The sequence below is a fragment of the Sorangium sp. So ce321 genome, assembly GCF_051530195.1.
Classification (GTDB): Bacteria; Myxococcota_A; Polyangia; order Polyangiales; family Polyangiaceae; genus Sorangium.
Genome location: NZ_CP150329.1, coordinates 11,919,369 through 11,945,192, shown reverse-complemented (window position 1 = coordinate 11,945,192; position 25,824 = coordinate 11,919,369). Strand labels below are relative to the sequence as shown.

The following is a 25,824-nucleotide window of genomic DNA, read 5'->3' as shown; positions in this document are numbered from 1 at the left end:
GCAGAAGCGGCTGCAACAGTCAGCCCATCCCGGCGAAGGGCGGTGCTTTTTTGTGAGTCCGGTGCCCACATCCGGCGCCGGCTTCCCGCTTCATATGTCAGCGTCCAGACCGTTCGAGTAGCAGCGAGCTGCGTCGACAAAGCACAGAGCGCCGGCGCTTCCACAGCGCCGGCGCTCTTGGCCCCCTCGACGGGGGAATGGCGGGCCTCGTCGTTCCGCCCCTGTCGATGCAGCGGGGCGTTCTGGACGATCAGGCCTCGGCGCCCACTTCCTTCTTGCCCTTGCGCTTCGGCTCCTTCTTGCCCGAGCCGTTCACGGTGGCGGGCACCGCGGCGAGCGTCGGGCGCAGCAGGTCCTCGGCCATCTTGGCCGCGCGGTTCGTCTTCTCCCAGCTGAACTCGTCGCGACCGAAGTGGCCGTACGCGGCCGTCTTGCGGTAGATGGGCTTCAGCAGGTCGAGCTGCTCGATGATCGCCTTCGGCCGCATGTCGAAGTTCTGCATGATGTACTTCTCGAGCACCTCGTCACCTACGCGGCCCGTGCCGAAGGTGTTGACGTGCACGCCGACCGGCTGCGCGACGCCGATGGCGTACGCGATCTGCACCTCGCAGCGCGCGGCGAGCTTCGACGCGACGACGTTCTTCGCGACGTAGCGCGCGTAGTAGCAGGCGGAGCGATCGACCTTCGTGGGGTCCTTGCCGCTGAAGGCGCCGCCGCCGTGCCGGCCCATGCCGCCGTAGGTGTCGACGATGATCTTGCGGCCGGTGAGGCCGGCGTCGCCGAAGGGGCCGCCGACGACGAAGCGGCCGGTGGGGTTCACGTAGACCTTCGTGTTCCGGTCCATCAGCTTCGCCGGGATGGACTTCTCGATGATCAGGCTCCGCACCGCGTCGACGATCGTCTTGTGCTTGACCTCGGGGCCATGCTGCGTCGACACGACGACCGCGCTCACGCGGATGGGCGTGTGCTCCTCGTACTCGATCGTCACCTGGGTCTTGCCGTCGGGGCGCAGCCAATCGAGCTTCTTGTTCTTGCGGAGCTCGGCGAGCTTGCGCGCGAGGCGGTGGGCGAAGCTGATCGGGGCGGGCATCAGCTCTGGCGTCTCGTCCGTCGCGAAGCCGAACATGAGCCCCTGGTCGCCGGCGCCCTGCTCCTTGAAGAGGCCCTCGCCCTCGGTGACGCCGCGGGAGATATCGGGCGACTGCTTCTCGATCGCCGTGAGCACCGCGCATGTCTCGTAGTCGAAGCCCATCGAGGCGTCGACGTAGCCGATGTCCTTGATCGTGTTGCGCACCACGACCGGCATGTCGACCCACGCCGAGGTCGTGATCTCGCCGGCCACGACGGCCATGCCCGTCTTCACCAGGGTCTCGCAGGCGACGCGGGCCGTCGGGTCCTTCTCGATGATCCCATCGAGGATCGCGTCGGAGATCTGGTCGCACACCTTGTCGGGGTGTCCTTCGGTGACGGACTCGGAAGTGAACTGATAACGGCGCATGAATCGCTCCTTCGGCGTACTCGAAAAACGGCCCCTACGCATAGTTCGAGCGCGGGGCACCGTCAACGCAGGCCGCGGCCTGTCGTGGACAAAAGCGCCGGCCGGACGAGCTGCCGGTCATCAGCCATCAGCCATCAGCCATCAGCTATCGGCCATCGGCGCGCGCGGCTCGTCCGCCGGCGCGCCGGGCCCCCCGCCGTGGCGCCCGCGGGGCCGGGCGATCGCGGCGCTCCGGCCTCCCGGCCCGGCGCACTCACGGAAGCGCTCCGTCCGCGGCTATGATGCCTCGCCATGACGTTCGACGAGATCAAGACCTGCCTCGAGCGCGAGGGCTGGGCCGTGGAGGTCGTATCCAACGACACGATGCGCAGCGACTTCCAGGGGGCTGAGCGGCTGTTCCCCCTGTTCGTGCGGCTGTCGCCTCCCTTCGTCGTGTTCGCGGTGATCCCGTTCGTACGGCTCCCGGTAGAACACGAGGAGGGCGACGCGATCGTGCGGCGCCTCCTCCAGCTGAACCGCGAGATCAACATGGCCAAGCTCTCGGCCGACGAGGATGGCGACGTGATCCTGAGTGTCGAGTACCGCCTTCAGGACCTCGACCCGAGCGAGGTGCGCGACGCCGTCGACGTGCTGTCGTTCTATGCGAACAAGCACTATGCCGAGCTCCAGGCGCTCGCCACGCCGTGACGAGCGCCGCTCCGGCCGGCGGTCACGGCACGATCTGCTCCTCTCTGGGCTTGAGCCCCTCGTGCGGCTTCAGCGCGCCGCGCACGACCCGGACGCGCCGCACGTCGCTCCCGCGGACGACCGTGAGCTCGACGGCGCTCCCGGGCGGGCCGCGGAGCCGCTCGCGCACCTGGGTCGAGGTGAGATCCCGGACGTAGACGCCATCGATCATCACGATCTCGTCGCCCGGGATCAGCCCGGCACGCTCGGCGGCGAGGCCTTCCGGCACGTCGCGCACGTAGAGCGTCTCCGACTCGTTGTCTCTCCCCAGGACGGCCCCGATGGAGCCCACGCTGGCGCTGCAACCGGCGACCATGAGCAGGAGCGCCGCGCTCCAGGACCTGCTTGCCACGGCGACACCATAGCGCCCCGGGCGCCTCCCGTGCGCGGCATTCCCGGCGGGCGCCCTCGGAGCGCGCCCGCCAAGCGACGGCAGCCACGTCGACCGGCGCCAGAGGACGCTCGCCGTCTCCAGCGCGCCCGGCGCGAAGGTGGATGATTCCAGGAAGGGGAGTACCGCGCGAGCATGCCTGTTGTGCACGATCGCCGGAGTGCGAAACGCCGTTCTCAGCGGGCTGCCGGAGCGCAGTCGACGACGCAGCTGCGCGCCGGGCGACAGGACGCGCTTGCGCGCCGCGCGGCGCCGGACTCGAACTTGCACCGCGCCACCACGCCGCCGCCGGGGCCCCCCGCGCGCTCACGATCCAGTTGGTCTCCCGGTGCGGCTGCTCTAGAGTCCGGGCCGGAATCGCCGATGTCTGCACCGTGCGCTGCTACCGAGAGCTCGACGCCTGCCGCTCAGTCCGGCGGTGTGCCTGGCGGCTGGAAGATGCGCATGGAAGACCCCTTCAATCGCTACTACCGGTACCCGGTCGCGCGCTGGATCGTGCGGGCGCTGATGAGGACGCCCGTGACACCCAACCAGGTGACGCTGGTTCAGCCGCTCTTCGCCGCGCTCGCCGGGTACCTGGTGACGTCCGACGATCCGCGCGCGCTCGTCGCCGGCGCGCTCGTGTTCGAGGTCCGCTCCATCCTGGACTGCGTGGACGGCGCGCTGGCGCGGGCGAAGCAGCTGGTGAGCCCCGCCGGACACGCCATTGATGGCGTGGCGGACTGGCTCGGTGTCACCTTCCTCTACGCCGGCATCTTCTGGCATTTTCACCTCCACCCGCCGCCCGGGGGCCCCTGGAGCGCCTTCCTGTCCACGAACGGGATCCTGCTGCTCGCGCTGGCGCAGGCGGCGCTGCGCTCGTTCTCCGCGGACTACTTCAAGCTCAAGTACTGCTCGATCTTCGAGCGGGGCGCCGACGAGACGGTGGAGGCGCTGCGCCGCAAGATCCAGGCGCTCGGCCCCTCGTCCTCGTTCTTTGCGCATTTCGATGTCTTCATCGGGCGCATGGGGCACCTCGCGTTCGAACACGAGTGGTTCGACCCGGAGCGGACCCAGTCGTCGACCGGCGAGGAGCAGGTAAAGCAGCTGATCCGGGAGGAGTCGTCGCCGCTCACGCGCCTCATCGGCGTGCTCTGGGGGATGTCGAACGGGGACGCGTTCCTGTCGATGGTGGTGCTGACGCTCCTCGTGAACCAGCTGTGGCTCGGTCAGGTCTTCTTCGCGACAGGCGGGGTCGTCTGGATCGTCGCGGTCATCTTCCTGAACGGCTGGTTCATCCGCAGCGCGTCCCGGCGCGCGAGGCTGGCCGTGGCCTGAGCTCGTCCATGCGGCCGAGCTCAGGCCTGCGCGGCGCGCGCCAGCTGGCGGGCCTTCTCGATGTCCTCCTCGAAATCGATCTCGGTCCAGGGCAGGTCGTCGACGCGCTCGACGCCGAACGGCACCTCCTGGAAGGCGCGGTCCATCGCGGCCTCGTACTCCTGATCGAGGCGGCCGGCCGAGACCTCTTCCTCCAGGAGCCGCTGCATCACGCGGCCGCCCTCCGGGCCGACCTTGGCGAAGCCGACGGTCTCGCCCGCGACGTCCCAGTCCCTGCCGACGCGGCGCGCGATCTTGAGGACGCGGCCGGCGCGGACGCCGACCATCATCTCCTCGCCGGTCTCCTCCGAGCTCGCGTCGACGAGCAGACAGTTCTCCTGCGGCGAGGTCACGAGGCGCCGCAGCAGCGCGGCGGGGTAGAGCACGTCGGCGTCCATCCACAGCCCGCCCTGCGATAGCCGCTCGGCGGCCGTGTGGAGCGAGACGATGCTCCCGTGAACGAACCGCGGGTTGTGGATGAGCTCGACCTTCAGCCGCGGGCGGAGCGCCCCGAGGGCCTCCTCGATCATCTCGCGCCGGAAGCCGACGACGATCGTGAGGTCGGTGACGCCGCTCTCGGCGAGGTTCACGAGGTGCCGCTCGAGCAGCGTCTTGCCGTCGATCGAGACGAGGCACTTGGGCGCGTCGCGGCCCAGGCGCCGGCCGCGGCCCGCGGCGAGCAGGATCGCCCTCATCGGCGCGCCTCCGCCGCGAAGCGCGACGCGAGCTCCGGCGGGGTCTCGGCGACGCGGCCGATGCCCTTCACGGTACCGCCCTCGACGAGCGCGAGGACCATGACCGGACCGGGCTGCACGAGCGCGGCGCGCAGCGACGCGTCGAACGACTCGACCGAGTCGGCGCGGTGGGTTGCGCGGTAGCCGACCGCGCTGGCCACCGACTCGAGCTTCACGTCGCCCGAGATCGTCCGCTGGCCGCCCGTCGAGGCGTGGGACCGGTTGTCGAGGACGACGTGCAGGAGGTTCGCCGGCCGCTCGCTCCCGACGCTGGCGAGGGCGTTCATGCCCATGAGGACGTTGCCGTCGCCGTCGAGCACGAAGACCCGCTTGCGCGGCTGCGCGAGCGCGAGGCCGAGCCCGATCGACAGGCCGAGCCCCATCGAGCCGATCATGTAGAAGTTCGAGGGCCGGTCCTGCGTCGTGTAGAGCTCGCGGCCGATCATCCCGTTGCAGCAGACCACGAGGTCGTCCTTTCGGACCGCCGCCGTGAACACCTTGAGCGCTTCGAGCTTGTTCATTCGAGCACCCCCGCGGGGACGATGAGCGCCGCCGGCTGCCTGGTGGAGAGCATGACGTCCTTCGCCCAGCCCACCTGCGGCCCCATCGGCTCGCCGGCGCGGAGGACGCGGTGGGGGATCTTCATGAGATCGAGGATGGGGATCATGATCTCGCCCATCATGATGTGCTCCGGCGCGTCGTTGCCCCCCTCGCCGCGCCAGGAGATGACGAGCAGCGTGGGCACCTCGTACATCGTGCTCAGCGAGGCGAGCGCGTTGACGGAGACGCCGAGCCCGGAGTTCTGCATCAGGACCATCGGCAGCTTGCCGCCGAGCCAGGCGCCGACGGCCATCCCGATCGCGCTGTCCTCGCGCGTCGCGGAGATGTAGCGGGCGCTCTCGTCGCCATCGAGCAGCGAGACAAGGCCCCTCAGGAGGGAGCAGGGCACGCCGGCGAAGAAGTCGAACCCCGCGTCCTTGAGCGCGGCGACGAACTCGGGCGCGTACGATTTGCCTGAACCGTGGGACATCGGCTCACTCCTTGATCAGCGCCCAGGCGCGACGGTAATCCTCGAACGTGTCGATCTCGAGCCACCCCTTGTAGACGTCGATCGCCTGCACGTCCGCGCCGCGATCGATGAGCTCCTGGAGCAGGTCGGTGAAGGACGCGACGCGGAGCGACTCGGCCTCGTGGAAGCGGCCCTTCGCGCGGGTCTCCTGCAGCTGGTGGTAGCAGTCGGTGAGCAGGCGCGCGCCCTTCGCGGTGAACATCGCCATGCCGACGAACTCGCCGTGCGCCTCGCGCTCGGAGATCGCGCGGCCGACGCGCGCCACCCGGTGCGGCGCGTCGGCGCCCACGAAGCGGTAGCCCGCCTCCTGGGCGTCCTTCAGGACCACGAGGTCGGGCACGCCGCGGGCGTCCTTCGGCCGCTGGCCCTCGGCGTGGGCGCGGTCGACGACGATCGAGATGTCGGCCGGGCTCTTGAGGAGCTTCTCGAGGTGGCCGCGCTCGAACACGATGTCGCCGTAGAGGAAGACGAAGGGCCCGCTCAGCTCCTTCGAGGCGCTGAAGAGCGAGACGACCTCGTTCGTCGTCGCGTACTCGTCGTTGTCGTAGGTGCGGGCGTTCGGCAGCTTGATCGCCTCCTTCTTGTACCCGCGCACGACGGCGACGTCCTTCACGCCGCACGCGTTGAGCACGTCGATCTGCCGCTCGAGGATGCTCTTGCCCTTCAGGTCGAGCATCGGCTTCGGCAGCTCCTCCGTGAGCGGCAGGAGCCCCTGGCTCTGGCCCGCGGCGAGGATGACCGCGGTGATGCCCGGGCTGCCGGAGGGCAAGAAGCTCGACTCCTCCTGCTTCATCTTGTCGACGCCCACGAGCTGGTAAACGCGCTCGAGGGGCACGACCTTGTCGTCGACGCTGCCGGTGTACATCTCGCGCTTCAGCGTCTGGAGCGTCTCCGTCATCGCCTTGATGGAGGAGCGGATCGCGTGGTTCGCAAAGATGATCAGCTTGAAGCCGGCCTTGTGCAGGGTGTCGACGCTGGTCGTCCGGTAGATCGTCGGCACGCAGACGAGCGGCGTGCCCGGGCGATCCCACGCGCGGGCGAAGGAGAGCACCTCGTCCGGGTCCTTGCTCTTCGAGTGGATGAGCACCATGTCGGCGCCCGCGTCCGCGTAAGCGCGCCCGCGGCGGAGCGCCTCCTCCATCCCCCAGCCGGCGATGAGCGCCTCGGTCCGCGCGATCACCACGAAGTCGCGGTCCCGCTGCGCCGCCTTCGCCGCGCGGACCTTGAGCGCGTGCTCCTCGACCTCGGCGAGCTCGCGCTTCACGCCCGCGTAGAAGCTGCAGCGCTTCGGGAAGATGTTGTCTTCCATGCAGATGGCCGCGATGCCCGCGGCCTCGTACTCCTCGACGCAGCGGATGACGTTGACGGCGTTGCCATAGCCGTTGTCGCAGTCCGCGACGACGGGGAGCGAGGTGTTGTTCATCATCCTGGCGGCGTGGAGGTTCTCCGCCATCGTGAGGATGTTCGCGTCCGGCACCGCGTAGCTCGCGGAGATCTCGAAGCCGGAGGCCCAGAGCCCGTCGAACCCTGCCTCTTCACCGATCTTCGCGGAGAGCCCGTTGTGCGCGCCGATGATGACGATCGGGCCGGGGCGGGCCATGAGTTCGCGCAGCTTCCTGGCTTTCGTCATGTCTTCTCCACTCCTCCGCGCGGTCTTGACCGTGGCCCGGCGAGCGGCCGCCCCGCGCGCGGTGAGGGCGGATCGCGGTACAGCGGTCGGCGCTCCGCCCTCACCGCGCGCGGGCAGCTCCGGGGGCGCCAGGTCTCGCGTTCCTCGAGGGAGCCGAGCCTCAGGACGGGCGTGCATTAACACCGTTCTCCAGCTCCGCCAATGCCGGGAGATGCCGGGCGCAGGGCGTCGCGCCGCGCCGGGTCGTGCGCGCCGCGCCGGGTCCTGCGCGCCACGGCGCCGCCTGCGCGTGAGCGTCGATCGACGCGCGTAGCTCGCCGCTCACGGCGGCATCAGCCCTCGGGGCCGGTGACGCCGCGCAACCGGACCAGCCCTGGTCCGGCGCGGAGCACCGCCTGGCACGCGAGGCGGAGGCGCGGCGGGGCGCCGAGGCGCTCGAGCAGATCGAGCTCGCCGCGCGCGGGCGGCTCGAGGAGCTGCTCCCCCTCGACGACCTCGACGCGGCAGGTGGCGCAGCGCGCGTCGCGGCACGAGAACACGATCGGCGCGCGCGCGTCGTCGCAGACATCGATGAGCCTGCCAGCGCCGGCCTCTGCCGAGACGGCGGGGCCGAGCGCGCTGGCCTCGAACACGATCGTGGGCATCGCCGCTTCCTCCTGCGTCCCCGGGCGCGGCGAGGGCCCCCGCCCGGACGGCGGGGGCGCGTCGGCCCGCCGACCCTCGCGCCGGGAGCGCATTTTCTCGAGCGTCCTCACGCATTATACGACGGGCTCATGACAGATCGCTGGGACGCAATCATCCTCGGCGGAGGGCCGGGGGGCTCGACGCTCGCCGCCTCGCTCGCCAGGCTCGGTCGCCGGGCCCTCGTGCTCGAGCGCGAGAGGTTCCCTCGCTTTCACATCGGCGAGTCGCTGCTGCCGCGCTCCCGCGAGGTCTTCGAGCGGCTCGGGCTCGACGAGAAGCTGGACGCGCTCTTCCTCCGGAAATACGGCGCGCGGTTCCTGTGCTCGTCGACGGGGCGAGCGCGGACCTACAGCTTCGCCGACGCGTTCGACCCGAGGTTCGAGTTCGCGTACCAGGTGCAGCGCGACGCGTTCGACCAGCTGCTGCTCCGGCACGCGGCGGAGCTCGGGGCGGAGGTGCGCGAGTCGTGGGAGGCCGTCGAGGTGGTGTTCGAGGGCTCCCGCGCGGTCGGCGTGCGCGCGCGGCCCCGCGCCCGGTCCGGCGACGCCGCGCCGGAGGAGGCCGCGGCCGCGCGCCGCGACGCGAGCGATGTCGTCGAGCTCCGGGCGCCGGTGATCGTGGACGCGACGGGGCGGGACACGCTGCTCGCGTCGAGGATGCGGCGCAAGGCGCAGCTGGCCGAGCTCGACAAGACCGCGCTCTTCACCCACTACGAGGGCGCCGCCCGCGAGGACGGGATCCACGAGGGCAACATCCAGATCGTCATCTTCGAGCACGGATGGTTCTGGTTCATCCCGTTCCGCGGCGCGCTGACGAGCGTCGGCGCGGTCGTCTCGTCGAGCTGGATCCGGAGCCGGAGGAAGGGCGAGAGCCTGGACGAGCTCTTCGATCGCACGGTCGCCCAGAGCAGCTGGGCGCGGGAGTTCCTCGCGAACGCGCGGCGCACAAGGCCGGTGGGGGCGCTCGCCGACTTCTCGTACCGGATCGACCAGCTCGCCGGAGACGGCTGGCTCTTCGTGGGCGACGCCGGCGGGTTCCTCGACCCGCTCTTCTCGACGGGCGCGCACGTCGCCATCAAGGGCGCCGATCTCGCGGCCGCGGCCATCCACCGCGCGCTCGAGGCCGGGGACACCTCGCGCGCCGCGTTCGCGGGCTACGAGGCGGAGGTGCGCTACGCCGTCGACCTCTTCCTCGGCGTCGTGCAGGGCTTCTACAAGGGCCACTTCCGCGAGACCCTGTTCGAGCCGAACCAGCGGCCCACGATGCGCAAGCTCATCACCAGCATGCTCGCGGGCGACGCGTTCCACGCCGAGCGGCGGCCGCAGTGGGCGTCGTTCCTCCGGCAGCACTACCCGCCGGACCTGCCCGCCTTCAGGTGAAGCGCGGCCGCGCGCGTCTCCGGTCGATCAGCGTCGATCAGCGGCGGCACGCGGCGCGGTCCAGGACCGCGTCGCCCATCTGCTTGCAGGCGGCCTCGAGGGCGCCGCGCGCCTCCGCCCGCGCGTCGCCCGCGAGCGACGCGTCGTCGGCCTCCGCCCTGGCCTCGAGCGCGTCGCGCGCGATGCGGATCGCGGCCTCCTGGCCCTTCCTGGTCTCCGCCGGCAGCTCGCCGGCGCAGGTGAGCATCGCGGACAGGTAGCTGTCGCACGCGTCGACGCCGGTGCTGTCGAGATCTGTCTTCCCCGGGCCGCCGCCTGCCTTGCCGCAGCCGAGGACGGAGGCGCCGCACAGAAGGAGTGAAAGGAGAGCTCTCGCCATCGTCGCGCGCCCGGGGCGCCGCCGGCGGCAGCCGCCGGCCGTCTCGCGCCCTGATCGAGGCCGGGCACCCTGCCACACGCCCGCGCCTCGGGGCAATTTCCGGCGGGTCAGCCGCGGATCAGCAGGATGGCGTGCTCGTGGCGCGGGCGGCGCTGGAACGCGCGCGCGGTGGGGCGGTGGAAGTGGGGGCGCGGCTGCGACGCGACCGCGCGGACCGCGAAGCGCGCGCCGGACGCCGCGGCCCGGACCACGTCGACCGCGTAGACCGGCGCGCCGGCGACCACGCTGTCGGCGAGCAGCAGCACGAGCGGCGCGCCGCTCCGGAGGACACGCGCGAGCGCGAGGAGCACGCCGCCGAGCTCCTCGCGCCAGCGCGCGCGGCCGGCCTCGGGGCCGAGCGGATCGAGGTGCCTGCGGGCGCCGATCTCGTCCTGCTCGAAGCGGGCGCTCCGGAGCCGGAGCCAGCGCAGCCGCGCCTCGTGGTGGGCGAGGTAATCGTAGACGCCCGGGTAGGGCGGCGAGGTGATGGCGAGGTGGACCGAGCCGGGCTCGACGCCGCGGAGCACGCGCGCGTCGCCCTCCTCGACGACCGCGGGCGGGCTCGCGGACAGCGGCGCGGCGACGTCGGCGAGGCGCTGCGCGAGCTCCTCGGCCTTGCGGACGAAGAGGCGCGCCGGATAGCCGGCGGCGATCCGCCGCGGCAGCTCGTGCTCCGACGTGTCGGACGTGCGGCGGCTCAGCTTCGTGAGGATGGCCGAGAGGACGAGCTCGAGATCCTCGCGCAGCGCCTCGGCGCCGTGGCCCGCGAGGCGATCGAGGCCGACGCGGAGCCCGTCGAGCTCGAGCAGCACGTGCGGCTCGAACAGCGCGACGTCCTCGGGGCCGTACCGGCGGCTCGGGCCGGAGCGCGCCTTGCGGCGCTCGTCCGCCGCGGCCGCGACCTCGCGGGCGGCGGCGACGAGCCGCTCGCGTTCGCCCGGGGTGCTGCCCTGCACCTTGAGCCGGGCCAGGCGCACGGCGAGGGGGTTCGCGTCGACGCCGAGCGCCGCGCGGCGCGCGAGCCGGGCCTCGACGAGGACGGTGCCGCTGCCGCAGAAGGGGTCGAGCACGCGCTCGCCCGGCCGCGAGAGCCCCTCGATGAGCCGGCGGGCCGTGTCCGGGTGCATCCGGGCCGGGTAGCTGTGGAACCCGTGCACGTGGGCGCGCGCCGCTTCCTCCGCGGCGCTCGAGCTGGCCACGTCGAGCGCGTGGGCGAGCATCGCGGCGTCGGTCGGGTCGCCCTCGAGCAGCGTCGCGCCGCCGACGTTGGTCAGGGCGCGGCGCTCCGGCGGCGCGGGCCGGGCCGGGCGGGCCTGCTTCTGTCGCGGGGGGCCTGGCTTCGGCTTGGGATCAGCGCTTCGTGGGGTCGACATGGGCGGTCCGTTGGGCCAGGGGCTCGGCGGCGCGCCCGGCGGCGAAGGCTTCCTCCTCGGCGGCGAGCGCGTGGGCCTCGGCCTCGCCCGCCGGCGCCGCGCCGACGCGCAGCTTCGGCGCGTAGCCGAACTCGCCCGCGGGGCTCACCGCGCCGCGCACGACGTCGTTCACCTCGAGCAGCGCGAGCAGCTCCTCGGCCTGGGACTCGCCGATGCGGAGGGTCGAGGCGAGCCCGCTGGCGGTGAGCGGGCGCTCGGTCTGGCGGGCGACGTCGGACGCGACGGAGACCCACGCGGCGTCGAGCGCGGGCGCGATGTCCTGGCCTCGCGACCTGGCCCGCCGGAACGCCCAGAGGGCGAAGAGGGCGACGGGCGCCATGGTCAGGATGCCCGCGGCGAAGAGCCCGAAGCTCGCGCTGAGGACGAGCAGCAGCACGGCGAACAGGAGCACCTCGAAGCCGAACAGCGCGCTCGCGGCGATGCCCGCCGCGCGCCAGACCGAGCGCGCGGAGGCCGCGGCGCGCGCCTTCTGGAGCAGCGGCACCTCGCGGCCCGACCGCTCGACGCGCGCGTCGGTGACGGGGACGCGCGGGCCGCCGCAGACGTCGCACCGGAAGCGCAGCTCGGCGTGCGCGGAGACGCCGGCCACGCCGCCGCAGTGCGGGCACGCCTCGGCGCCCTGGTCCGCGCCGCACTGCGGGCAGCGAGCGCTCCCCGGCGCGAGCGCCGCGGCGCACACGCGGCAGCGGGCGGCGCCGGACGAAGCCTGGCTCACGGCGCGCTCGCGGCGGCGGACGCCGGGCGGGAGCCGCTCACGCTGCGCAGCACGGCGTCGAACAGGGCACGCCCGTCCGCGCAGCCCTGGAAGGGCTGGCTCATCCGCTCGGGGTGGGGCATCAGCCCGAGCACGTTGCGGCGGGGCCCGCCGTAGATGCCGGCGATATCCATGGCCGATCCGTTGGGGTTCGCGTCGCCGCCGACCACCCCCTCACGGTCGCAGTACTGGAGCGCGATGGCGCGATCCTCGGCGAGCTTGCGGAGCGTCGCCGGATCCGCCTGGTAGCGCCCCTCGGCGTGGGCGATCGGCAGGCGGAGCACCCGAGGCAGGCCGCTCGTGAACGGCCCCTCCGCGCGCGGCGTCACGAAGATGTCGCGGCACTCGAAGCGGAGGTGCGCGTTGCGGGTGAGGGCCCCGGGGAGCAGCCCCGCCTCGGTGAGGATCTGGAAGCCGTTGCAGACGCCGAGCACCAGGCCGCCGCGCTCCGCGTGCCGCCGGATGGCGGGGACGATCTGGCTCGTGCGCGCGATGGCGCCGCAGCGCAGGTAGTCGCCGTACGAGAACCCGCCGGGGATCGCGACGAGGTCGGTGCCTGCGGGGAGCTCGGCGTCGCGGTGCCAGGCGGTCGACGTGCGCACCTGCAGCACGTCGCGGAGGGTATGGATCATTTCGGCATCGGCGTTGGAGCCCGGGAAGATGACCACGGTCGCGTGCATGGCCGTCCACGTAGTCCGGTTGCCGGCGCTCGGCCAGGGGTCCTGACGGCGCGCGCCGCTTCACCGGGTTCCGGGGGCGTGCCATGATGGGACATGGCTTCGCGACGATGGGCGCGGACCGGCCGGACCGACGCGACGCTGCGGGTCGCGTCCGGCTACCTCGTCCTCGCGGCTCTGGCGATCTCGCTGGCGCTGGTGCTCCGGGATGGATGGCCGTGGATCCACCCGAGCCCCTGGCTCTCCCTGCGCCCGCTGGCCGCGCTGCTGGTGAGCGCCGCGCTCGGCCTCACGCTCGCGGCCGGGGTCGTCGTGATGACCCGCGTCGCCGTGGCCCGGTTCGTCTGGGCGCGGCGCCTGCACGCCGACCTCCGCCCGGTCGCGCGGGAGCTCTCGCTCGGCCAGATCCTGCTGCTCGCGGGCCTCTCGAGCCTCGGCGAGGAGCTGCTCTTCCGCGGGCTGCTGACGCCGCTCCTCGGTGTGCTGCTGAGCGCGCTCGTCTTCGGCCTGGTGCACCAGATGCGCGGTCCGAGCCGCTGGGTGTGGGTGGGCTGGGCCGTGGGCGTGGGCGCGGGCCTCGGCGCCATCTTCGCCGCGACGGGCTCGCTCGTCGGGCCGCTCCTCTCGCACGCCGTCGTGAACGCCGTGAACCTGAGCTACCTGCGCGACCACGACCCGGACCACGTGGAAGCCTGACGGCGCGCCGCGCGCCGGTCCTCAGCGCTTCTTCGAGTCTGGCCGCGGCGGCCTGGGCGGCACCGGCCGCGGCGGCTGGGGGACGGCGCTCGCCCGGGGCGGGGCGTGGAGGCTCGCCCGCTGGGTCGCCGGGGGGGCGAGGGTCGCGTGGGGATGCGCGTCCATCTCTGCCCACTCCAGCTCGTCCTCGTCCTCGCCGCTCGGCGATGGCGGCGGCGCGGCCGACCGGCGCGACGGCGGTCGCGAGGCGGAGGTGCGGCCCTGGCCGCGCGGCAGCGTGGGCGGCTCGCTCTCCGCCTCCGCGCCGCGCCGGCTCGACGGCGGCTTCGCCATGCGGGCCAGCGAGCGCAGCGTCGGGGGCGTCCCTGCGGGCGCGGGCTCGAGCTCGAAGTTCAGATCGAGCGACGGCGGCGCGTGCGGCGCCTCAGAGATGGACACCGCGCTGTCGGGCCCCTTGCGCGGCGTGACGCCGGGGCCGAGGCGCAGGCGCTCCTCGATCGCCGCGCTGTCGTTCAAGCGCGGCGCGCGCGACGAGGGCGGCGCCACGTCTTCCAGCAGGGACGACGGCCCGCCGAGCGCTGTCGTCGCGAACCGGGGCTCCGGGCGGCGGCGCGACGGCGGGATCTCCAGCTCGACGCGGGTGCTCTCGTCTTCCAGCCGGGTCGCCTCGAGCAGGTAGGCGGCGATGGACTTTCGCTCCGACGGCACGGGGCGGCTGCCCGGGATGAACGCGAACCGCCCGACCTTCCAGCCCAGCATGGTGCGGAGGGCGGCGAGCGCCGACACGCGCGTGCCTCCCACGGTGCCCTGGACGATGCACCCTTCGGCGATGTCGAGCTGAGCGCGCCGCTTCTTGCTGGTCACCTCGAAGACGCCCGACCGCCGCTCCATCTCGAGGACGGTGAGGACGGTCGCGATCGACATATGGCTGAGGTCGCCCTCGATCGCCGTCTGATCGACGGAGGCCGGGATGGACATCAGGCTGTCCCGCCGCAGGCGCAGGCGCGACGCCATCTGCACGAGCGCGCCGATCTGGGCGACGACCTCGCTGACCCGGAACGGCTTGGTCATGTAGACGTCGGCCCCCACGTGGAAGCCTTCGAGGCGCGACTGCTGGTCGTCGAGCGCGGAGAGGAACAGGAAGGGGGTGACGGACACCCGCGACGGCTGGGTGCGGACGTTGCGCGCGACCCAGTAGCCGTCGTGGTCCGGCAGGCCGATGTCGCAGACGATGCACTCGGGCTCCAGGGTGCAGGCGGTCGAGAGCCCGGCCTCCGCGGTGGCGCAGAAGATGACCTCGTAGCCCGCCTCGCGGATCGCGGTGGCGAGCAGGTCCGCGACATACTCTTCGTCCTCGATCACGAGCACGACCCCGCTCGGCATCTGGCAGACGGTACACGCGCGCCGCGGGGGTGGCCAAGGGTGAATGGCGGAGAGCCGGTCTGATCATCAGCCTGGTTTCTCCCCGCCCGCGCCAGCCCCCGCGCCAGCGCCCGACCCCCGAGCGCTTTCGCCCGCGGCGCCCGACCGCGGCGAGGGATTCACGCTATAAGAACGGAAATGGCAAGTCCTGTCCGAGAGGCCGACGGCATGGTGCGGCCCGGCGAGCGGGCCTCCCCGGGGGCTCGCGTCTTCATCGCGATGAGCGGCGGAGTCGACTCCTCGGTCGCCGCGGCGCGCCTCTGCGACGCTGGCTACGATGTCGTCGGCGTGACGCTGCACCTCTGGGACTACCCCGACGACGGCAGCGTCAAGAGCCGCTGCTGCGCGCCCGAGGATCAGCACGACGCCCGCAGGGTCGCTGACCACCTCGGGATCCCGCACTACACGTTCGACCGCCGCGCCCTGTTCCGCGAGCACGTCGTCGATCCCTTCGTCGACGCCTACCTCGCGGGCGAGACGCCGAGCCCGTGCGTGGCCTGCAACCGTTCGGTCAAGCTCCGGGAGCTGTTCCCGCTCGCGGAGCGGCTGGGCGTCTCGTGGGTCGCGACGGGCCATTACGCGCGGGTCGTCGTGGAGGAGGGCGCCGCCCGCCTCTACCGCGGCCGCGATCGGCACAAGGATCAGAGCTATTTCCTGCATATGCTCCGGTCGGACGAGCTGTCGCGGCTCCTCTTCCCGCTCGGCGACTCGACCAAGGACGAGGTGCGCGCCGAGGCGGTCGCCCGCGGGCTCCCGGGCGCCGAGAAGGGGGAGAGCCAGGAGCTCTGCTTCATCCCCTCCGGCCGCTACGCGCCGTTCGTGGCCGAGCGCGCTGCGGACCGGCTCCGGCCCGGCCCGATCGTCGATCGGGAGGGCCGCGTGGTCGGGTCGCACGGCGGGGTGCACGGCTTCACGGTGGGCCAGCGCAAGGGCATCGGCGTCTCGCTCGGCCGCCCTGCGTTCGTCGTGGGCCTCGACGCGGCGTCCGGCGCGGTGCGCCTCGGCGACGAGGCCGATCTCTACGCGACCGGCGCCGAGATCACCGACGCCGTGTGGTGCGACGACGCGGTGTTCCCGCTCGATGCCGAGGTGCGGGTGCGCGCGCGGCACGAGGCGGCGCCCGGCGTCATCGAGCGGCGGCGCGACCCTGCGACGGGCGCGGAGCGCTTCGTCGCGCGCTTCGCCAGCCCGGTGCGGGCGGTCTCCCCCGGTCAGATGGCGGTGGTCTACCGCGGCGACCGCGTGATCGGCGGCGGCCGCATCCAGGCCGCCCTTCGCTCGGAGGTGCTGTCGTGAGGGCCTACCTGCTCGCGCCGTTCGTCTGCGCCTTCTCGCTGGGCTGCTCGCTCGGGCAGGGCGAGGGCGAGGTCTACAGCTCGCGGCTGCGCGCCGCGAACTGCTGGGACGACAGCTACGACATGCGCCCCGACTTCTTCGCCGCGGTCCCCTACCGCTCCACGCTGCAGATCCGGGTGCAGCGGGGCAGCGACCTCCAGGAGATCTCGGACGGCCTCGCCGTCCTCATCGACGACGTCGATGTCATCCGTGGGGACGGTCAGGTGAACAAGCTCGACGTCGATCTCAGCGTCGGGCTCCCGCCCGGCGTCCAGCTGCCGGGCTCGCCCCCGCCGACGCCGAAGCCGGCCGGGCTCGCTCCGCTCGTCCACATGGCGCTTTACCTCCAGCGGTCGTGCCACAACCAGAACACGATGCTCTACGCCGTGGACGGGACCATCAAGTTCCAGGCGCTGTTCAGCGGCGATCCGAACGAGACGGACGCGGTCGACAAGTACACGGACGCGACGTTCGACATCTGGGTCGGCGACCCGCGCGACGCCGGCCTCGGCAATCCAGCGGATGCCATCCCACAGGAGCTTCTCTCACGGGTCACCGGGGCTTTCCGTTTCTACTTCGAGCGGGGTCAACCCGGGCAGCCGTTCCCTTGAGCTCGCCGCGACTCCGTCCTGGGTCTCTGGCGGTGTCCTACCTGTCAGGACAATAACCTTCAGCGCCGCAGTGGATTGAAGCTGACCATCTGCTCGGTCTCTCGGCCGAGACGACATGGCAAAGCGCCGCGAACTCGCGGTAAAGTAGTGACCGCTCATGCCCCAACCCCCGCCTCGACCCGCATCACGAATGGGCGGACCTCCAAGCCCCGGGTCGACCAATTCATCGACTGAAGCGCGCGCGAAGGAGCCCGAGAAGCAGCAGGGGACCTACTTCCTGGGCCGTTACCGCGTGGTCGACGAGATCGGGGTGGGCGGAATGGCGAGCGTCCACCTCGCTCGCATGGATGGCCCGGGCGGCTTTCAAAAGTGGGTCGCGATCAAGCGGATCCACCCTCACCTGGTCGAGGACGATCAGTTCGTCGACATGTTCCTCGACGAGGCGCGGATCGCGGCTGGCATCAACCACGCCAATGTCGCGCAGGTGTTCGATCTCGGAAAGGACGACAACACCTACTGGATCGCCATGGAGTACCTCCACGGCGAGCCGCTCCGGGAGGTGATGCGCCGCGCGGAGGAGCGCCGGCTGCGCATCTCGCCCGAGCTCGCTGCGCGCATCTGCTCCGATGCCGCAGAGGGGCTTCACGCTGCCCACGAGCTGCGCGGAAAGAACGGCCAGCTGCTCGGTCTGGTGCACCGCGACGTGACGCCGCACAACCTGTTCCTGACCTACGACGGTTACACGAAGGTCGTCGATTTCGGCATCGCCAAGGTGGCCGATCGGCTGTCGTCCACCCGTGCAGGGACGTTGAAAGGCAAGTTGGCCTACATGTCTCCCGAGCAGGTGCGCGGCAACGATGTCGATCGCACGACGGACGTGTTCGCGCTCGGGGTCGTCCTCTGGGAGCTCACGACGAACCAGCGCCTGTTCCGGATGGACACGGATCTCGACACCCTCGAGAAGGTGCAGGCCTGCGTGGTCCCGCCGCCGTCCACGATCGTGCCCGACTATCCGATCGAGCTGGAGAGCGTCGTCATGAAGGCGCTCGCCAAGCACAGGCAGGATCGCTTCCAGACAGCGCGCGAGCTCTCCCGGGCCTTGCAGAGCTTCCTGATGAGGAGCGGGGTATTCGTCGGCTCCGAGGAGGTCGCCCAGTTCGTGCAGCAGGTGTTTGCCGACCGCATCCAGAAGCGCGAGGCCCACCTCGCGTGGGCGGCGGAGGTGACGTCCACCATCAACGTCGAGCAGGTGCGCGGGCGCAACTCGACCACGGCCACGGACAGCGTGGGCCTCCGCAGCCGCGGCCGGGAGCCCGAGCCCTCGCAGCGGCTCACGCCGCCCCAGGTGTTGCGGCGCAACGCCGCGCCGGCGAGCGGGATCGCGCCGGTCGGGCGCACGCCAGCGAGGGACGCCGTCGACAGGCAGATGTCGGCCTCGTCGCTGATGGACGACGACGAGGATGTCCCGACGACGGTCGCGACGCGCGAGCACGCCGAGCCGGCGCGACCGCTCCCGAACGGCGAGCGCCCGACGGTGCGCCCCGCGGCCGGCATCGCGCCCGAGCGGGCGCCCGCCGCGCCCCCGCAGTTCGGGGCCCAGCCCACCTTCTCGGCGGGGCGGCCTGGCTTTTCGCCCGCGTACCAGGGCCAGCCGCACGCGCAGGGCCGTCACAACACGCCTCAGCCGCCGCGAACGTCGGCCCAGTACCCGCCACCGCTCGATCTCGACACGGGCGAGCTCGCCCCGCTCCCTCCAGGGCGCCTCCTCGACCGGGGGCTGGACAGCCCCCTCGCGTCCACGCTCGCGCTCCCGCCGCAGGCGCCGCCCCCGGCGTCGCACGGCGCGAGCGATCCATCGCGCCACGCGCAGGGGAACCGAGCGCCCGCCTTCGCCGCGCCGCCGCAGAGGCCAGGCGCCGCTCCGTATGCGCTTCCGTTCAATGGCCAGGGCTATGCCCCGGCCCCTGCGCTCCCTGGCGTCGCGCCGGCGCCGGCCTTCCCGCCGCCGCCCTCGACGACGCTGGGGCAGGCTCAGCCTTTCGCGCCCGCCGCCGCCGCGCAGCCGCCGCAGTCGCAGATCGAGACAGCGCTCTCCCTGCCGCGCCCCGATCCGGCGGCCATCTGGGCCGCCACGCAGGACGCCGTGTCCAAGGGGAACAGCAGGAACACGCTCGTGCTCGTCGCCGTCATCACCCTCACCGCCCTGTGCGTCATCGGCATCGGCGCGCTGATCTACATGAAGACGAACACCGTGCAGCCCATCCCGGCGCAGGGGGTCGACGTGCTCCCCGCGCCGCCCGCCCCGACGAGCGGCGCGGCCACCACGGGCCAGCTGCACTCCGGCGTGCAGGGGGCGCTCGAGGGGGCGGGCGCGAGGGCGGTCTTGCCCTCCTCTCGGCGAAGCTCCTGAGCTGCGCTCGTCCACCCCAGCCAGCCGGGCCTGCGCGCGTTACGATGGCGAGATGAAGGCTGTTCACCGCCGCTCGAGCGGTGCCGGGGCGCGGCCCCGCGCCGGCGAGCGAGCTCAGCTGCGCATCGACGCGCTGGCCGCTGGCGGCGCCGGGATCGGCAGGCTCGCGGGCGAGGTCGTGTTCGTGCCGGCCACGGCGCCGGGGGATCTCGTCGAGGTCGAGCTCGATCGGAGCGCGCGCCCGGCGAGGGGGAGGCTCGTCCGCGTCGTCGAGCCGAGCGTCGACCGCGTCGCTCCGCCCTGTCGGTTCGCGGACGCCTGCGGCGGCTGCGACTGGATGCACGTCCGCGTCGAGGCGCAGCAGGCCGCGCACGAGCAGATCGTCCGGCAAGCCATCGCGCGGGCGACCTCGCTGGCGGAGGCCGAGCTGCCGCCCATCCGTGTGCATCCGGCGCCCCTGCCGCTCGGCTACCGCTCGCGGGCGCGGCTGTTCGCGCGCGCGGAGCGCGGCGAGGTGCGCGTCGGCTACCGCGCGCCGAGGACCCACGCCGTCGTCGCGATCGACCGCTGCCTGGTGCTGGGCGACGCGATCGCGCCGCTCGCCGGCGAGCTGCCCAGCCTCCTCCGCGGCGCCGTGGGGGAGGGGGAGCTCCTCCTCTCGCAGGGCGCATCGGGCCGCCCGGTGGTCGAGATCCTGTGGCGCGGCCAGCTCCCCCCGGCCGTGTGGCAGCTGCTCGACGAGCGCACCGCGCGCGGCGCGTGGGCCGGCGCCCGCGTCACGCTCGATGGCGCGCGCCAGGCCGCGTCGTTCGGAGATCCGCGGCCGACGATCCTGGGAGCGGACGGCTCGCCCCTGCTCCTTCCGCCGGGCGGCTTCGGGCAGCCGTCCGAGGAGGGCGCCGCCGTCCTCGCCCGCCGCGCCGCCGAGCTCGCTCACCTCGACTCCACGCGGCCGCCGCACCTCGTGGAGCTGTTCGCCGGGAGCGGGACGCTCTCGGTCCTCCTCGCGCGCGGCGGGCCGCGACCTGCCGCGGCAGCCGAGGCCGCGGCCCCGGGCGCTTCGGGGCTCGCGTCGTTCACGGCGGTGGAGCTGTCGCCCGAGGCCGTCGCGTGCCTCCGCCAGAACCTCGCGGCTCGCGGTCTCGCCGGCAAGGTGATCGAGGCGGACGCCGATCAGTACCCGATCCCGGCGCGCACCGACGTCGTGGTGCTGGATCCCCCGCGCGCCGGGGCTCCCGGTGCGGCGCGCGCGATCGCGGCCTCGGGCGCGCGCGTCGTCGTCTACGTCTCGTGCGACCCGGCCACCCTGGCGCGCGATCTCGGCGGCATCCTCCGCGGCGGCTTCGAGATGACCGACATCGAGGCGGTCGAGCTCTTTCCTCAGACGAGCCATATCGAGTCGATCGTCCGCCTCTCCCGCGCCCGTCGGTCCGCTCGCTGAGCTGCCCGCGCCGCGCCTGGACGGACCGGAGGGCCGCGCGGGGCCTCCGGCCGGCGGCTTGCGCTACGCTGCCGGAGATGATTCACCACCTCGACGATCGTCTCCGCGAGGAGGCGCGACGCTATCGTCTCGTGTTCGCGTGCCCCGACTGCGCGTCGTTCGATCCCGCGGAATCTGACGAGCACGACGAGCGCGACGAGCGCGACGAGCGCGACGAGCGCGACGCCGCGCCCCCCGGCCGGGCGCCGCGCTGCTCGCTCGGCTATCCGGTCGCGCCGCACGTGAGCCGGTCCCTCGACGATCGCGACGAGGTCATCTTCTGCAAGGCATTCGAGCTGCGATGAGCCCTCCTCCCGGACCCCTCCCGCCGCCCCGGCGCGGCCGTTCGCACCCCCCGTCGCTGATCCGCCTGGCCGAGCGGCTGATCCGGGACGAGCGGCTGTTCGCCCGCGGCGACGTGGTCCTCTGCGCCTGCTCTGGAGGCCCCGACTCGAGCGCGCTGCTGCACGTGCTGGCGCTGCTCCGGCGGCGGATCGGCCATGAGGTCGTCGCGCACGGCGTCGACCACGGCCTCCGCGCCGCGGCCGCGGCCGAGCTCTCGCTGGCGCGCGACCTGGCCGAGCGGCTCGGCGTCCCCTTCTCGACCACGCGGGTGGACGTCGCTCCCGGCGCGAACCTCCAGGCCAGGGCGCGCGCCGCCCGGTTCGCCGCCCTGGCGGCGGCCTCGGCGGCCCACGGCGCCCGCGCGATCGCGACCGGCCACACCGCCGACGACCGGGCCGAGACGCTGCTGCTGCGCCTGCTGCGGGGCGCGGGCCCGCGCGGGCTGGCCGTCCTGCCGCCGCGCGCCCCGCTCTCGCGCGACCTCGCCGGCGAGGCGTTGGGCGCGGCAGCGGAGGTCGAGCTCATCCGCCCGTTGCTCCAGGCCCGCCGCGCCGACGTCCTCGCCCACCTCGACCGACACCGGCTTGTATTCGCGGAAGATCCCAGCAATGCGGACCCCCGTTTCACCCGCGTTCGCGTCCGTCGCGAGCTGCTCCCGCTCCTCGAGGACCTGTCTCCGGCGATCGTCGAGCACCTCTGCGCGCTCTCGGACATGCTCGTCGCCGGGCGAGAGCGCCCCTCGGACGGCGATCCGGCCGTCCTCAACGGCGATGATCCGCTGTCGATTTCGCTCGGTCGGGCGCAGCGCTTCGCGATCGAGCGGGCCCGCAAGCTCGGGCGGCCGCTGCGCGTCCGGGTTCGCGGCGGCGGAGAGATCGCCCTGGGCTTTCCAGAGGAGTCCAGCGTGCTTATCGAGGACAGGTCCACACGTCGCGGGGCCTGACCGCATGCACCCCCACCCGCGGCGCGCTGTCGAAGGGCCGAGCGCCTGTTTTTCGCTGTGTCACCGCGGGGAGTACCCGCGGTCGACGACCGAGCTGACGGGTGGCATGCTGACTGGAACACGCGTACAATTTCGGTACACGCCGGCTCGCCGCGCGAGTTTAGAGGGTCCTCGTGAAGCAATCGCACAAGACGCTGCTGCTCTGGGTTCTGCTGATCATGATGTTCCTGGCGATCTGGCAGTTCTTGAGCCCGGATCGCCCGCCCGCCACGCCCGTCGCATTCAGCGAGTTCATGGCCCAGGTCCAGGTCGAGGCCAAGGACAAGGATCCGCACGTCGAGTCGGTCACGATCAAGGACCGCGAGTACACCTTCTGGGTCAAGGACCCGAAGAGCGGAGCGAAGACCAAGAAGGTCACGATCGGGCCTGACAACGCCGACGAGATCACGAAGACGATCGTCGACAACAAGGTCGCCGTGTACTTCGAGAAGGAGGAGGCGTCGCCGTTCTGGCCGGGGGCGATCATGTACCTCCTGCCGACGATCTTCCTGCTCGTGATGTTCTACCTGTTCATGCGCCAGCTCCAGGCCGGCGGCGGCAAGGCGATGAGCTTCGGCAAGTCGCGCGCCCGGCTGCTCAGCGAGGCGCAGAACAAGGTGACGTTCGCCGACGTCGCGGGCATCGACGAGGCGAAGGACGAGCTCGAGGAGATCATCGCGTTCCTCAAGGACCCGAAGAAGTTCCAGAAGCTCGGCGGCCGGATCCCGAAGGGCGTGCTCATGATGGGCCCCCCCGGGACGGGCAAGACGCTCCTCGCGCGCGCGATCGCCGGCGAGGCGGGCGTGCCGTTCTTCTCGATCTCCGGCTCGGATTTCGTCGAGATGTTCGTCGGCGTCGGCGCGAGCCGGGTGCGCGACCTCTTCGAGCAGGGCAAGAAGCACGCGCCGTGCATCATCTTCATCGACGAGATCGACGCGGTCGGCCGCCACCGCGGCGCGGGCCTCGGCGGCGGTCACGACGAGCGCGAGCAGACGCTAAACCAGCTGCTCGTCGAGATGGACGGCTTCGAGTCGAACGAGGGCGTGATCATCGTCGCCGCGACGAACCGCCCCGACGTCCTCGACCCGGCGATCCTGCGGCCTGGCCGCTTCGACCGGCGCATCGTCGTGAACCGGCCGGACGTGCGCGGCCGCGAGGGCATCCTCCGGGTCCACACGAAGAAGGTCCCGCTCGGCCCCGACGTCGACATGGAGATCCTGGCCAGGGGCACACCCGGCATGGTCGGCGCCGACATCGAGAACCTGGTCAACGAGGCGGCCCTCCTCGCCGCGCGCCAGGACAAGGACGTCGTCTCGATGATCGACTTCGAGATGGCCAAGGACAAGGTGCTGATGGGCGCCGAGCGCCGCAGCATGGTCATCAGCGACGAGGAGAAGCGGACCACGGCCTACCATGAGGCCGGGCACGCGCTGGTCGCGAAGCTGCTGGAGAAGTTCTCGGACCCGGTCCACAAGGTGACGATCATCCCGCGCGGGCCGGCGCTGGGCCTCACGCAGCAGCTCCCGAAGGAGGACCGGCTCAGCATGTCGCGCGACTTCGCCAAGGCCCGCCTCTCGGTGCTGATGGGCGGCCGCGTGGCGGAGGAGCTCATGTTCGGCCAGTTCACGACGGGCGCGGGCAACGACATCAAGCAGGCGTCGAACCTGGCGCGGCGCATGGTGACCGAGTTCGGCATGAGCGACGTCATCGGCCCGATCTCGTACGGCGCGGACGAGGAGAGCGTGTTCCTCGGGCGCGATTTCACGAGCCGGCGCCGCGACTACTCGGAGACGATCGCCAACCAGATCGACGACGAGGTGCGGCGGTTCATCCTCGACGGCCACGCCGAGGCGCGGCGGCTCCTCACGGACAACCGCGAGATCCTCGAGCGGCTCGCCACGGCGCTCCTCGAGCGCGAGACGCTGGACGCCGAGGAGGTCGACGCCATCGTCTCGGGCCGCGAGCTCCCGCAGCGCCAGCGCGTCGTGATCCCGAGCTACAGCGATCGCGATCGGGCCGCCAAGGAGAAGCGCCGCGCGGCCAGCATCTTCGGCACCCCGAAGCCCGCCCCGAGCACCTGATCCAGCGCCGCGCGGGGGCAGCGCCCGACCCTCGGGCAGCCCCCGCGCCGGTGCCGCGCGACCGCGCGGCACGTGAGACCCCTCGATCCCCCTTCCACGACAGACAGCAGCGACGCGCGGCCGGCGCGGCACGCGACGACAGAGAGCAGCGACGCGCGGCCGGCGCGCGCCCGGTCCAGCTCAGGGCGCGCGCAGCGTCGCCTGCAGGAACGCCCAGTGCTGCAGGTCGGCCGGGCGGCCGTCCTCGTTCGCGCGGTTCGCCTTCAGGAAGATCGCCTGGGCGCCGTCGCCGAAGAGGAACAGGCCGTAGCCGACGGCGAAGCGCAGCGGCTCCCAGGGCTGGAAGGAGAGCGAGGCGTCGATCTCGTGGCCCAGCGTCCGGCTCTCGTTGTCCTCGGCGGCGCCGACGGGGAGGAGGCGCGCGGTCACCCACCTGCCCCTCGGCGAGGCGAGGCCGACGAACGCATAGCCGGCGGCGATGGTCATCGCCTCGAACGGGGAGGCGCGGACGCCGCCGCCCGCCTCGAGCACGTTGGACCACGCGTAGAGCCCCATGAGGCCGTGGTTGTCCTGCGCGTCGGGCAGGATCGGATCGAAGCGGCGCTGCGTCGCGCCCACCTCGAGCGCGCCGTCGTCGCCGGTGGCGTAGGCGCCGCGCGCGCTGAAGGTGAGGTGGGCGGGGAGGGACGTCTCGAGCTCGGCGCGGGCAGCGGCCGCGAACGCGCCGAGAGGGCGGTCGTCCGCGAACGTGGCGACACGGCCGAGCTCGTAGGCCCCCTCGACCGCATAGCGAAAGCCCCGGCGGTCGCCGGAGACGCGCGCGTCGAGGACGACGGTATCCCCGGGCGTGATCCAGCTCGGGCGCGGCTCCCGGGCGATGCGCGCGAGCGCCGTGGCCTCGAGGTGGAGCAGGGGAGCGACGTGCCAGATCGCGTTCAGTCCATAGAGCTGGGTCCCGGTCCCGGCGGAGATGGGCTTGCGCGTCCCGGCCACCTCGGGCGGGGCGCCGCCTGGCGCCGCGAGGAGCACGGCCATCGCCTCGAGGTCGACATTGCCGAGCTGCACCCCCGCGCGCACCCCATCGAGCGAGCGCGCGGTGAGCGTCTCGTCGTCCGCTCCGATGAGGCGTCCATCCCCCCACTCGATCCGCTGCCGGCCCAGCCGGAGGAACGCGCGGCGTCCCGAGCGCGTGTGCAGATCGACGTAAGCCTCGTAGGGCGACGTGTCCGGGAGGGCTGGCTCGCCCGCGCCGACGAAGATCGCGTCGTCGTTCCCCCAGAGCCGCGCGTCCTGCAGCGTGACGACGCCCGTGATGGGCCCGCGCTCGACGGTCAGCCCGAGGCGCGCGCGCTGCGCGAGGAACCACTGGGTCCTGACGACGTTTCCGGTGTCGAGGAGCGGCGGCAGCGCGCCCCCGAAGCCCTCGGCGAGCACCGCGTTCGAGCTGTAGATGTCGCCGCCCGTGTCGACGGGGTACCGGCGGAACTCGCCGCGCAGCCGGAGCTCCACCGACGGGCGGAACGTGAACCCGCCGAGGGGCACGCCCTCCGACTGCGGGGACGTCTGCGCCGCCGCCGTCCGGGGCGCGAGCGCCGGGGCGAGGAACGCCGATCCCAGAGCGATGGAGGCGAACGGCAGGGATCGGATCATCAGCGGGAGGGCCGGAGCGCGGGGTCGTCGAACGGCAGGTGCGCGGCCTGGCGCGCGGCGTTC

General features: G+C 72.6%; 24 protein-coding genes. 11 read left to right on the top strand and 13 right to left on the bottom strand.

Annotation, left to right across the window (positions count from 1 at the left end; translation table 11 throughout):
* Positions 1-250: 250 nt before the first annotated feature.
* A complete protein-coding gene (metK, locus tag WME89_RS44310; RefSeq protein WP_436620572.1) occupies positions 251-1,498 on the bottom strand; it encodes a methionine adenosyltransferase in 1,248 nt (415 codons plus the stop codon).
* Positions 1,499-1,789: 291 nt separating this feature from the next.
* Here metK and WME89_RS44305 point away from each other — a divergent pair, with 291 nt between their 5' ends.
* Complete coding sequence (locus WME89_RS44305; protein ID WP_438005600.1) at positions 1,790-2,185, top strand: YbjN domain-containing protein; 396 nt, start codon at positions 1,790-1,792, stop codon at positions 2,183-2,185.
* A 22-nt stretch (positions 2,186-2,207) separates the two neighbouring features.
* On the opposite strand, the gene WME89_RS44300 is transcribed toward WME89_RS44305, so the two are convergent.
* On the bottom strand, positions 2,208-2,576 hold the full coding sequence (locus WME89_RS44300) for a PDZ domain-containing protein (RefSeq protein WP_438005599.1): 369 nt from the start codon (positions 2,574-2,576) through the stop codon (positions 2,208-2,210).
* A 483-nt stretch (positions 2,577-3,059) separates the two neighbouring features.
* Here WME89_RS44300 and WME89_RS44295 point away from each other — a divergent pair, with 483 nt between their 5' ends.
* Positions 3,060-3,932, top strand: a complete 873-nt coding sequence (locus WME89_RS44295) for a CDP-alcohol phosphatidyltransferase family protein (RefSeq protein ID WP_438005598.1) — start codon at positions 3,060-3,062, stop codon at positions 3,930-3,932.
* Positions 3,933-3,952: 20 nt separating this feature from the next.
* Here WME89_RS44295 and WME89_RS44290 read toward each other — a convergent pair whose 3' ends face one another.
* The 5 genes from WME89_RS44290 to WME89_RS44270 all read right to left on the bottom strand — a co-directional run bounded on the left by WME89_RS44290 (position 3,953) and on the right by WME89_RS44270 (position 8,048).
* The gene (locus WME89_RS44290) at positions 3,953-4,666 is read right to left on the bottom strand and encodes an NTP transferase domain-containing protein (RefSeq protein WP_438005597.1); all 714 of its coding nucleotides are present in this window, start codon (positions 4,664-4,666) and stop codon (positions 3,953-3,955) included.
* Entirely contained in the window at positions 4,663-5,226 is a 564-nt protein-coding gene (locus tag WME89_RS44285; RefSeq protein ID WP_438005596.1) for a thiamine pyrophosphate-dependent enzyme, read from the bottom strand. Before WME89_RS44285 ends, WME89_RS44290 begins: the two co-directional genes overlap by 4 nt.
* Positions 5,223-5,735, bottom strand: coding sequence for a thiamine pyrophosphate-binding protein (locus tag WME89_RS44280; protein WP_438005595.1), 513 nt, complete (start codon positions 5,733-5,735; stop codon positions 5,223-5,225). The genes WME89_RS44285 and WME89_RS44280 overlap by 4 nt, the downstream gene beginning before the upstream one ends.
* Before the next feature lie 4 nt (positions 5,736-5,739).
* Positions 5,740-7,404: an isocitrate lyase/phosphoenolpyruvate mutase family protein gene (locus WME89_RS44275; RefSeq protein ID WP_438005594.1), complete on the bottom strand. Its 1,665-nt coding sequence runs from the start codon at positions 7,402-7,404 to the stop codon at positions 5,740-5,742.
* 332 nt (positions 7,405-7,736) lie between these two features.
* Positions 7,737-8,048 carry a 2Fe-2S iron-sulfur cluster-binding protein gene (locus tag WME89_RS44270; RefSeq protein WP_436620580.1) on the bottom strand — a complete coding sequence of 104 codons (312 nt, stop codon included), beginning with the start codon at positions 8,046-8,048 and terminating at the stop codon, positions 7,737-7,739.
* A gap of 129 nt (positions 8,049-8,177) precedes the next feature.
* On the opposite strand from WME89_RS44270, the gene WME89_RS44265 reads away from it, so the two are divergent.
* Positions 8,178-9,467, top strand: a complete 1,290-nt coding sequence (locus tag WME89_RS44265; protein WP_438005593.1) for an NAD(P)/FAD-dependent oxidoreductase — start codon at positions 8,178-8,180, stop codon at positions 9,465-9,467.
* Positions 9,468-9,504: 37 nt separating this feature from the next.
* On the opposite strand, the gene WME89_RS44260 is transcribed toward WME89_RS44265, so the two are convergent.
* From WME89_RS44260 to purQ, 4 genes are all read right to left on the bottom strand, one after another.
* Positions 9,505-9,846, bottom strand: a complete 342-nt coding sequence (locus WME89_RS44260) for a hypothetical protein (protein WP_438005592.1) — start codon at positions 9,844-9,846, stop codon at positions 9,505-9,507.
* A 107-nt stretch (positions 9,847-9,953) separates the two neighbouring features.
* Positions 9,954-11,258, bottom strand: a complete 1,305-nt coding sequence (locus tag WME89_RS44255) for a DNA methyltransferase (protein ID WP_438005591.1) — start codon at positions 11,256-11,258, stop codon at positions 9,954-9,956.
* Positions 11,236-12,033, bottom strand: coding sequence for a zinc ribbon domain-containing protein (locus WME89_RS44250; RefSeq protein WP_438005590.1), 798 nt, complete (start codon positions 12,031-12,033; stop codon positions 11,236-11,238). Before WME89_RS44250 ends, WME89_RS44255 begins: the two co-directional genes overlap by 23 nt.
* Positions 12,030-12,752 (bottom strand): phosphoribosylformylglycinamidine synthase subunit PurQ, encoded by a 723-nt coding sequence (gene purQ, locus WME89_RS44245; protein WP_438005589.1) that lies wholly within the window; start codon positions 12,750-12,752, stop codon positions 12,030-12,032. Before purQ ends, WME89_RS44250 begins: the two co-directional genes overlap by 4 nt.
* Before the next feature lie 93 nt (positions 12,753-12,845).
* Between purQ and WME89_RS44240 the strand changes: the two genes are divergently transcribed.
* Positions 12,846-13,445 carry a CPBP family intramembrane glutamic endopeptidase gene (locus WME89_RS44240; RefSeq protein WP_437620826.1) on the top strand — a complete coding sequence of 200 codons (600 nt, stop codon included), beginning with the start codon at positions 12,846-12,848 and terminating at the stop codon, positions 13,443-13,445.
* A 21-nt stretch (positions 13,446-13,466) separates the two neighbouring features.
* On the opposite strand, the gene WME89_RS44235 is transcribed toward WME89_RS44240, so the two are convergent.
* A complete protein-coding gene (locus WME89_RS44235) occupies positions 13,467-14,828 on the bottom strand; it encodes a response regulator (protein ID WP_438005588.1) in 1,362 nt (453 codons plus the stop codon).
* Positions 14,829-15,035: 207 nt separating this feature from the next.
* Between WME89_RS44235 and mnmA the strand changes: the two genes are divergently transcribed.
* From mnmA to ftsH, 7 genes are all read left to right on the top strand, one after another.
* The gene (gene mnmA / locus WME89_RS44230) at positions 15,036-16,163 is read left to right on the top strand and encodes a tRNA 2-thiouridine(34) synthase MnmA (RefSeq protein WP_438012048.1); all 1,128 of its coding nucleotides are present in this window, start codon (positions 15,036-15,038) and stop codon (positions 16,161-16,163) included.
* Positions 16,160-16,813 (top strand): hypothetical protein, encoded by a 654-nt coding sequence (locus WME89_RS44225; protein ID WP_437658182.1) that lies wholly within the window; start codon positions 16,160-16,162, stop codon positions 16,811-16,813. The genes mnmA and WME89_RS44225 overlap by 4 nt, the downstream gene beginning before the upstream one ends.
* Positions 16,814-17,003: 190 nt before the next feature.
* On the top strand, positions 17,004-19,223 hold the full coding sequence (locus WME89_RS44220) for a serine/threonine protein kinase (protein WP_438005587.1): 2,220 nt from the start codon (positions 17,004-17,006) through the stop codon (positions 19,221-19,223).
* Between the two features lie 52 nt (positions 19,224-19,275).
* Entirely contained in the window at positions 19,276-20,664 is a 1,389-nt protein-coding gene (locus tag WME89_RS44215; RefSeq protein ID WP_438005586.1) for a class I SAM-dependent RNA methyltransferase, read from the top strand.
* A gap of 77 nt (positions 20,665-20,741) precedes the next feature.
* Complete coding sequence (locus WME89_RS44210; RefSeq protein ID WP_438005585.1) at positions 20,742-21,008, top strand: hypothetical protein; 267 nt, start codon at positions 20,742-20,744, stop codon at positions 21,006-21,008.
* Positions 21,005-21,991: a tRNA lysidine(34) synthetase TilS gene (gene tilS, locus WME89_RS44205; protein ID WP_438005584.1), complete on the top strand. Its 987-nt coding sequence runs from the start codon at positions 21,005-21,007 to the stop codon at positions 21,989-21,991. Before WME89_RS44210 ends, tilS begins: the two co-directional genes overlap by 4 nt.
* Positions 21,992-22,164: 173 nt before the next feature.
* Positions 22,165-24,111: an ATP-dependent zinc metalloprotease FtsH gene (gene ftsH / locus WME89_RS44200; RefSeq protein WP_437620818.1), complete on the top strand. Its 1,947-nt coding sequence runs from the start codon at positions 22,165-22,167 to the stop codon at positions 24,109-24,111.
* Positions 24,112-24,291: 180 nt separating this feature from the next.
* Here ftsH and WME89_RS44195 read toward each other — a convergent pair whose 3' ends face one another.
* A complete protein-coding gene (locus WME89_RS44195) occupies positions 24,292-25,761 on the bottom strand; it encodes an alginate export family protein (protein WP_438005583.1) in 1,470 nt (489 codons plus the stop codon).
* Positions 25,762-25,824: the final 63 nt, after the last annotated feature.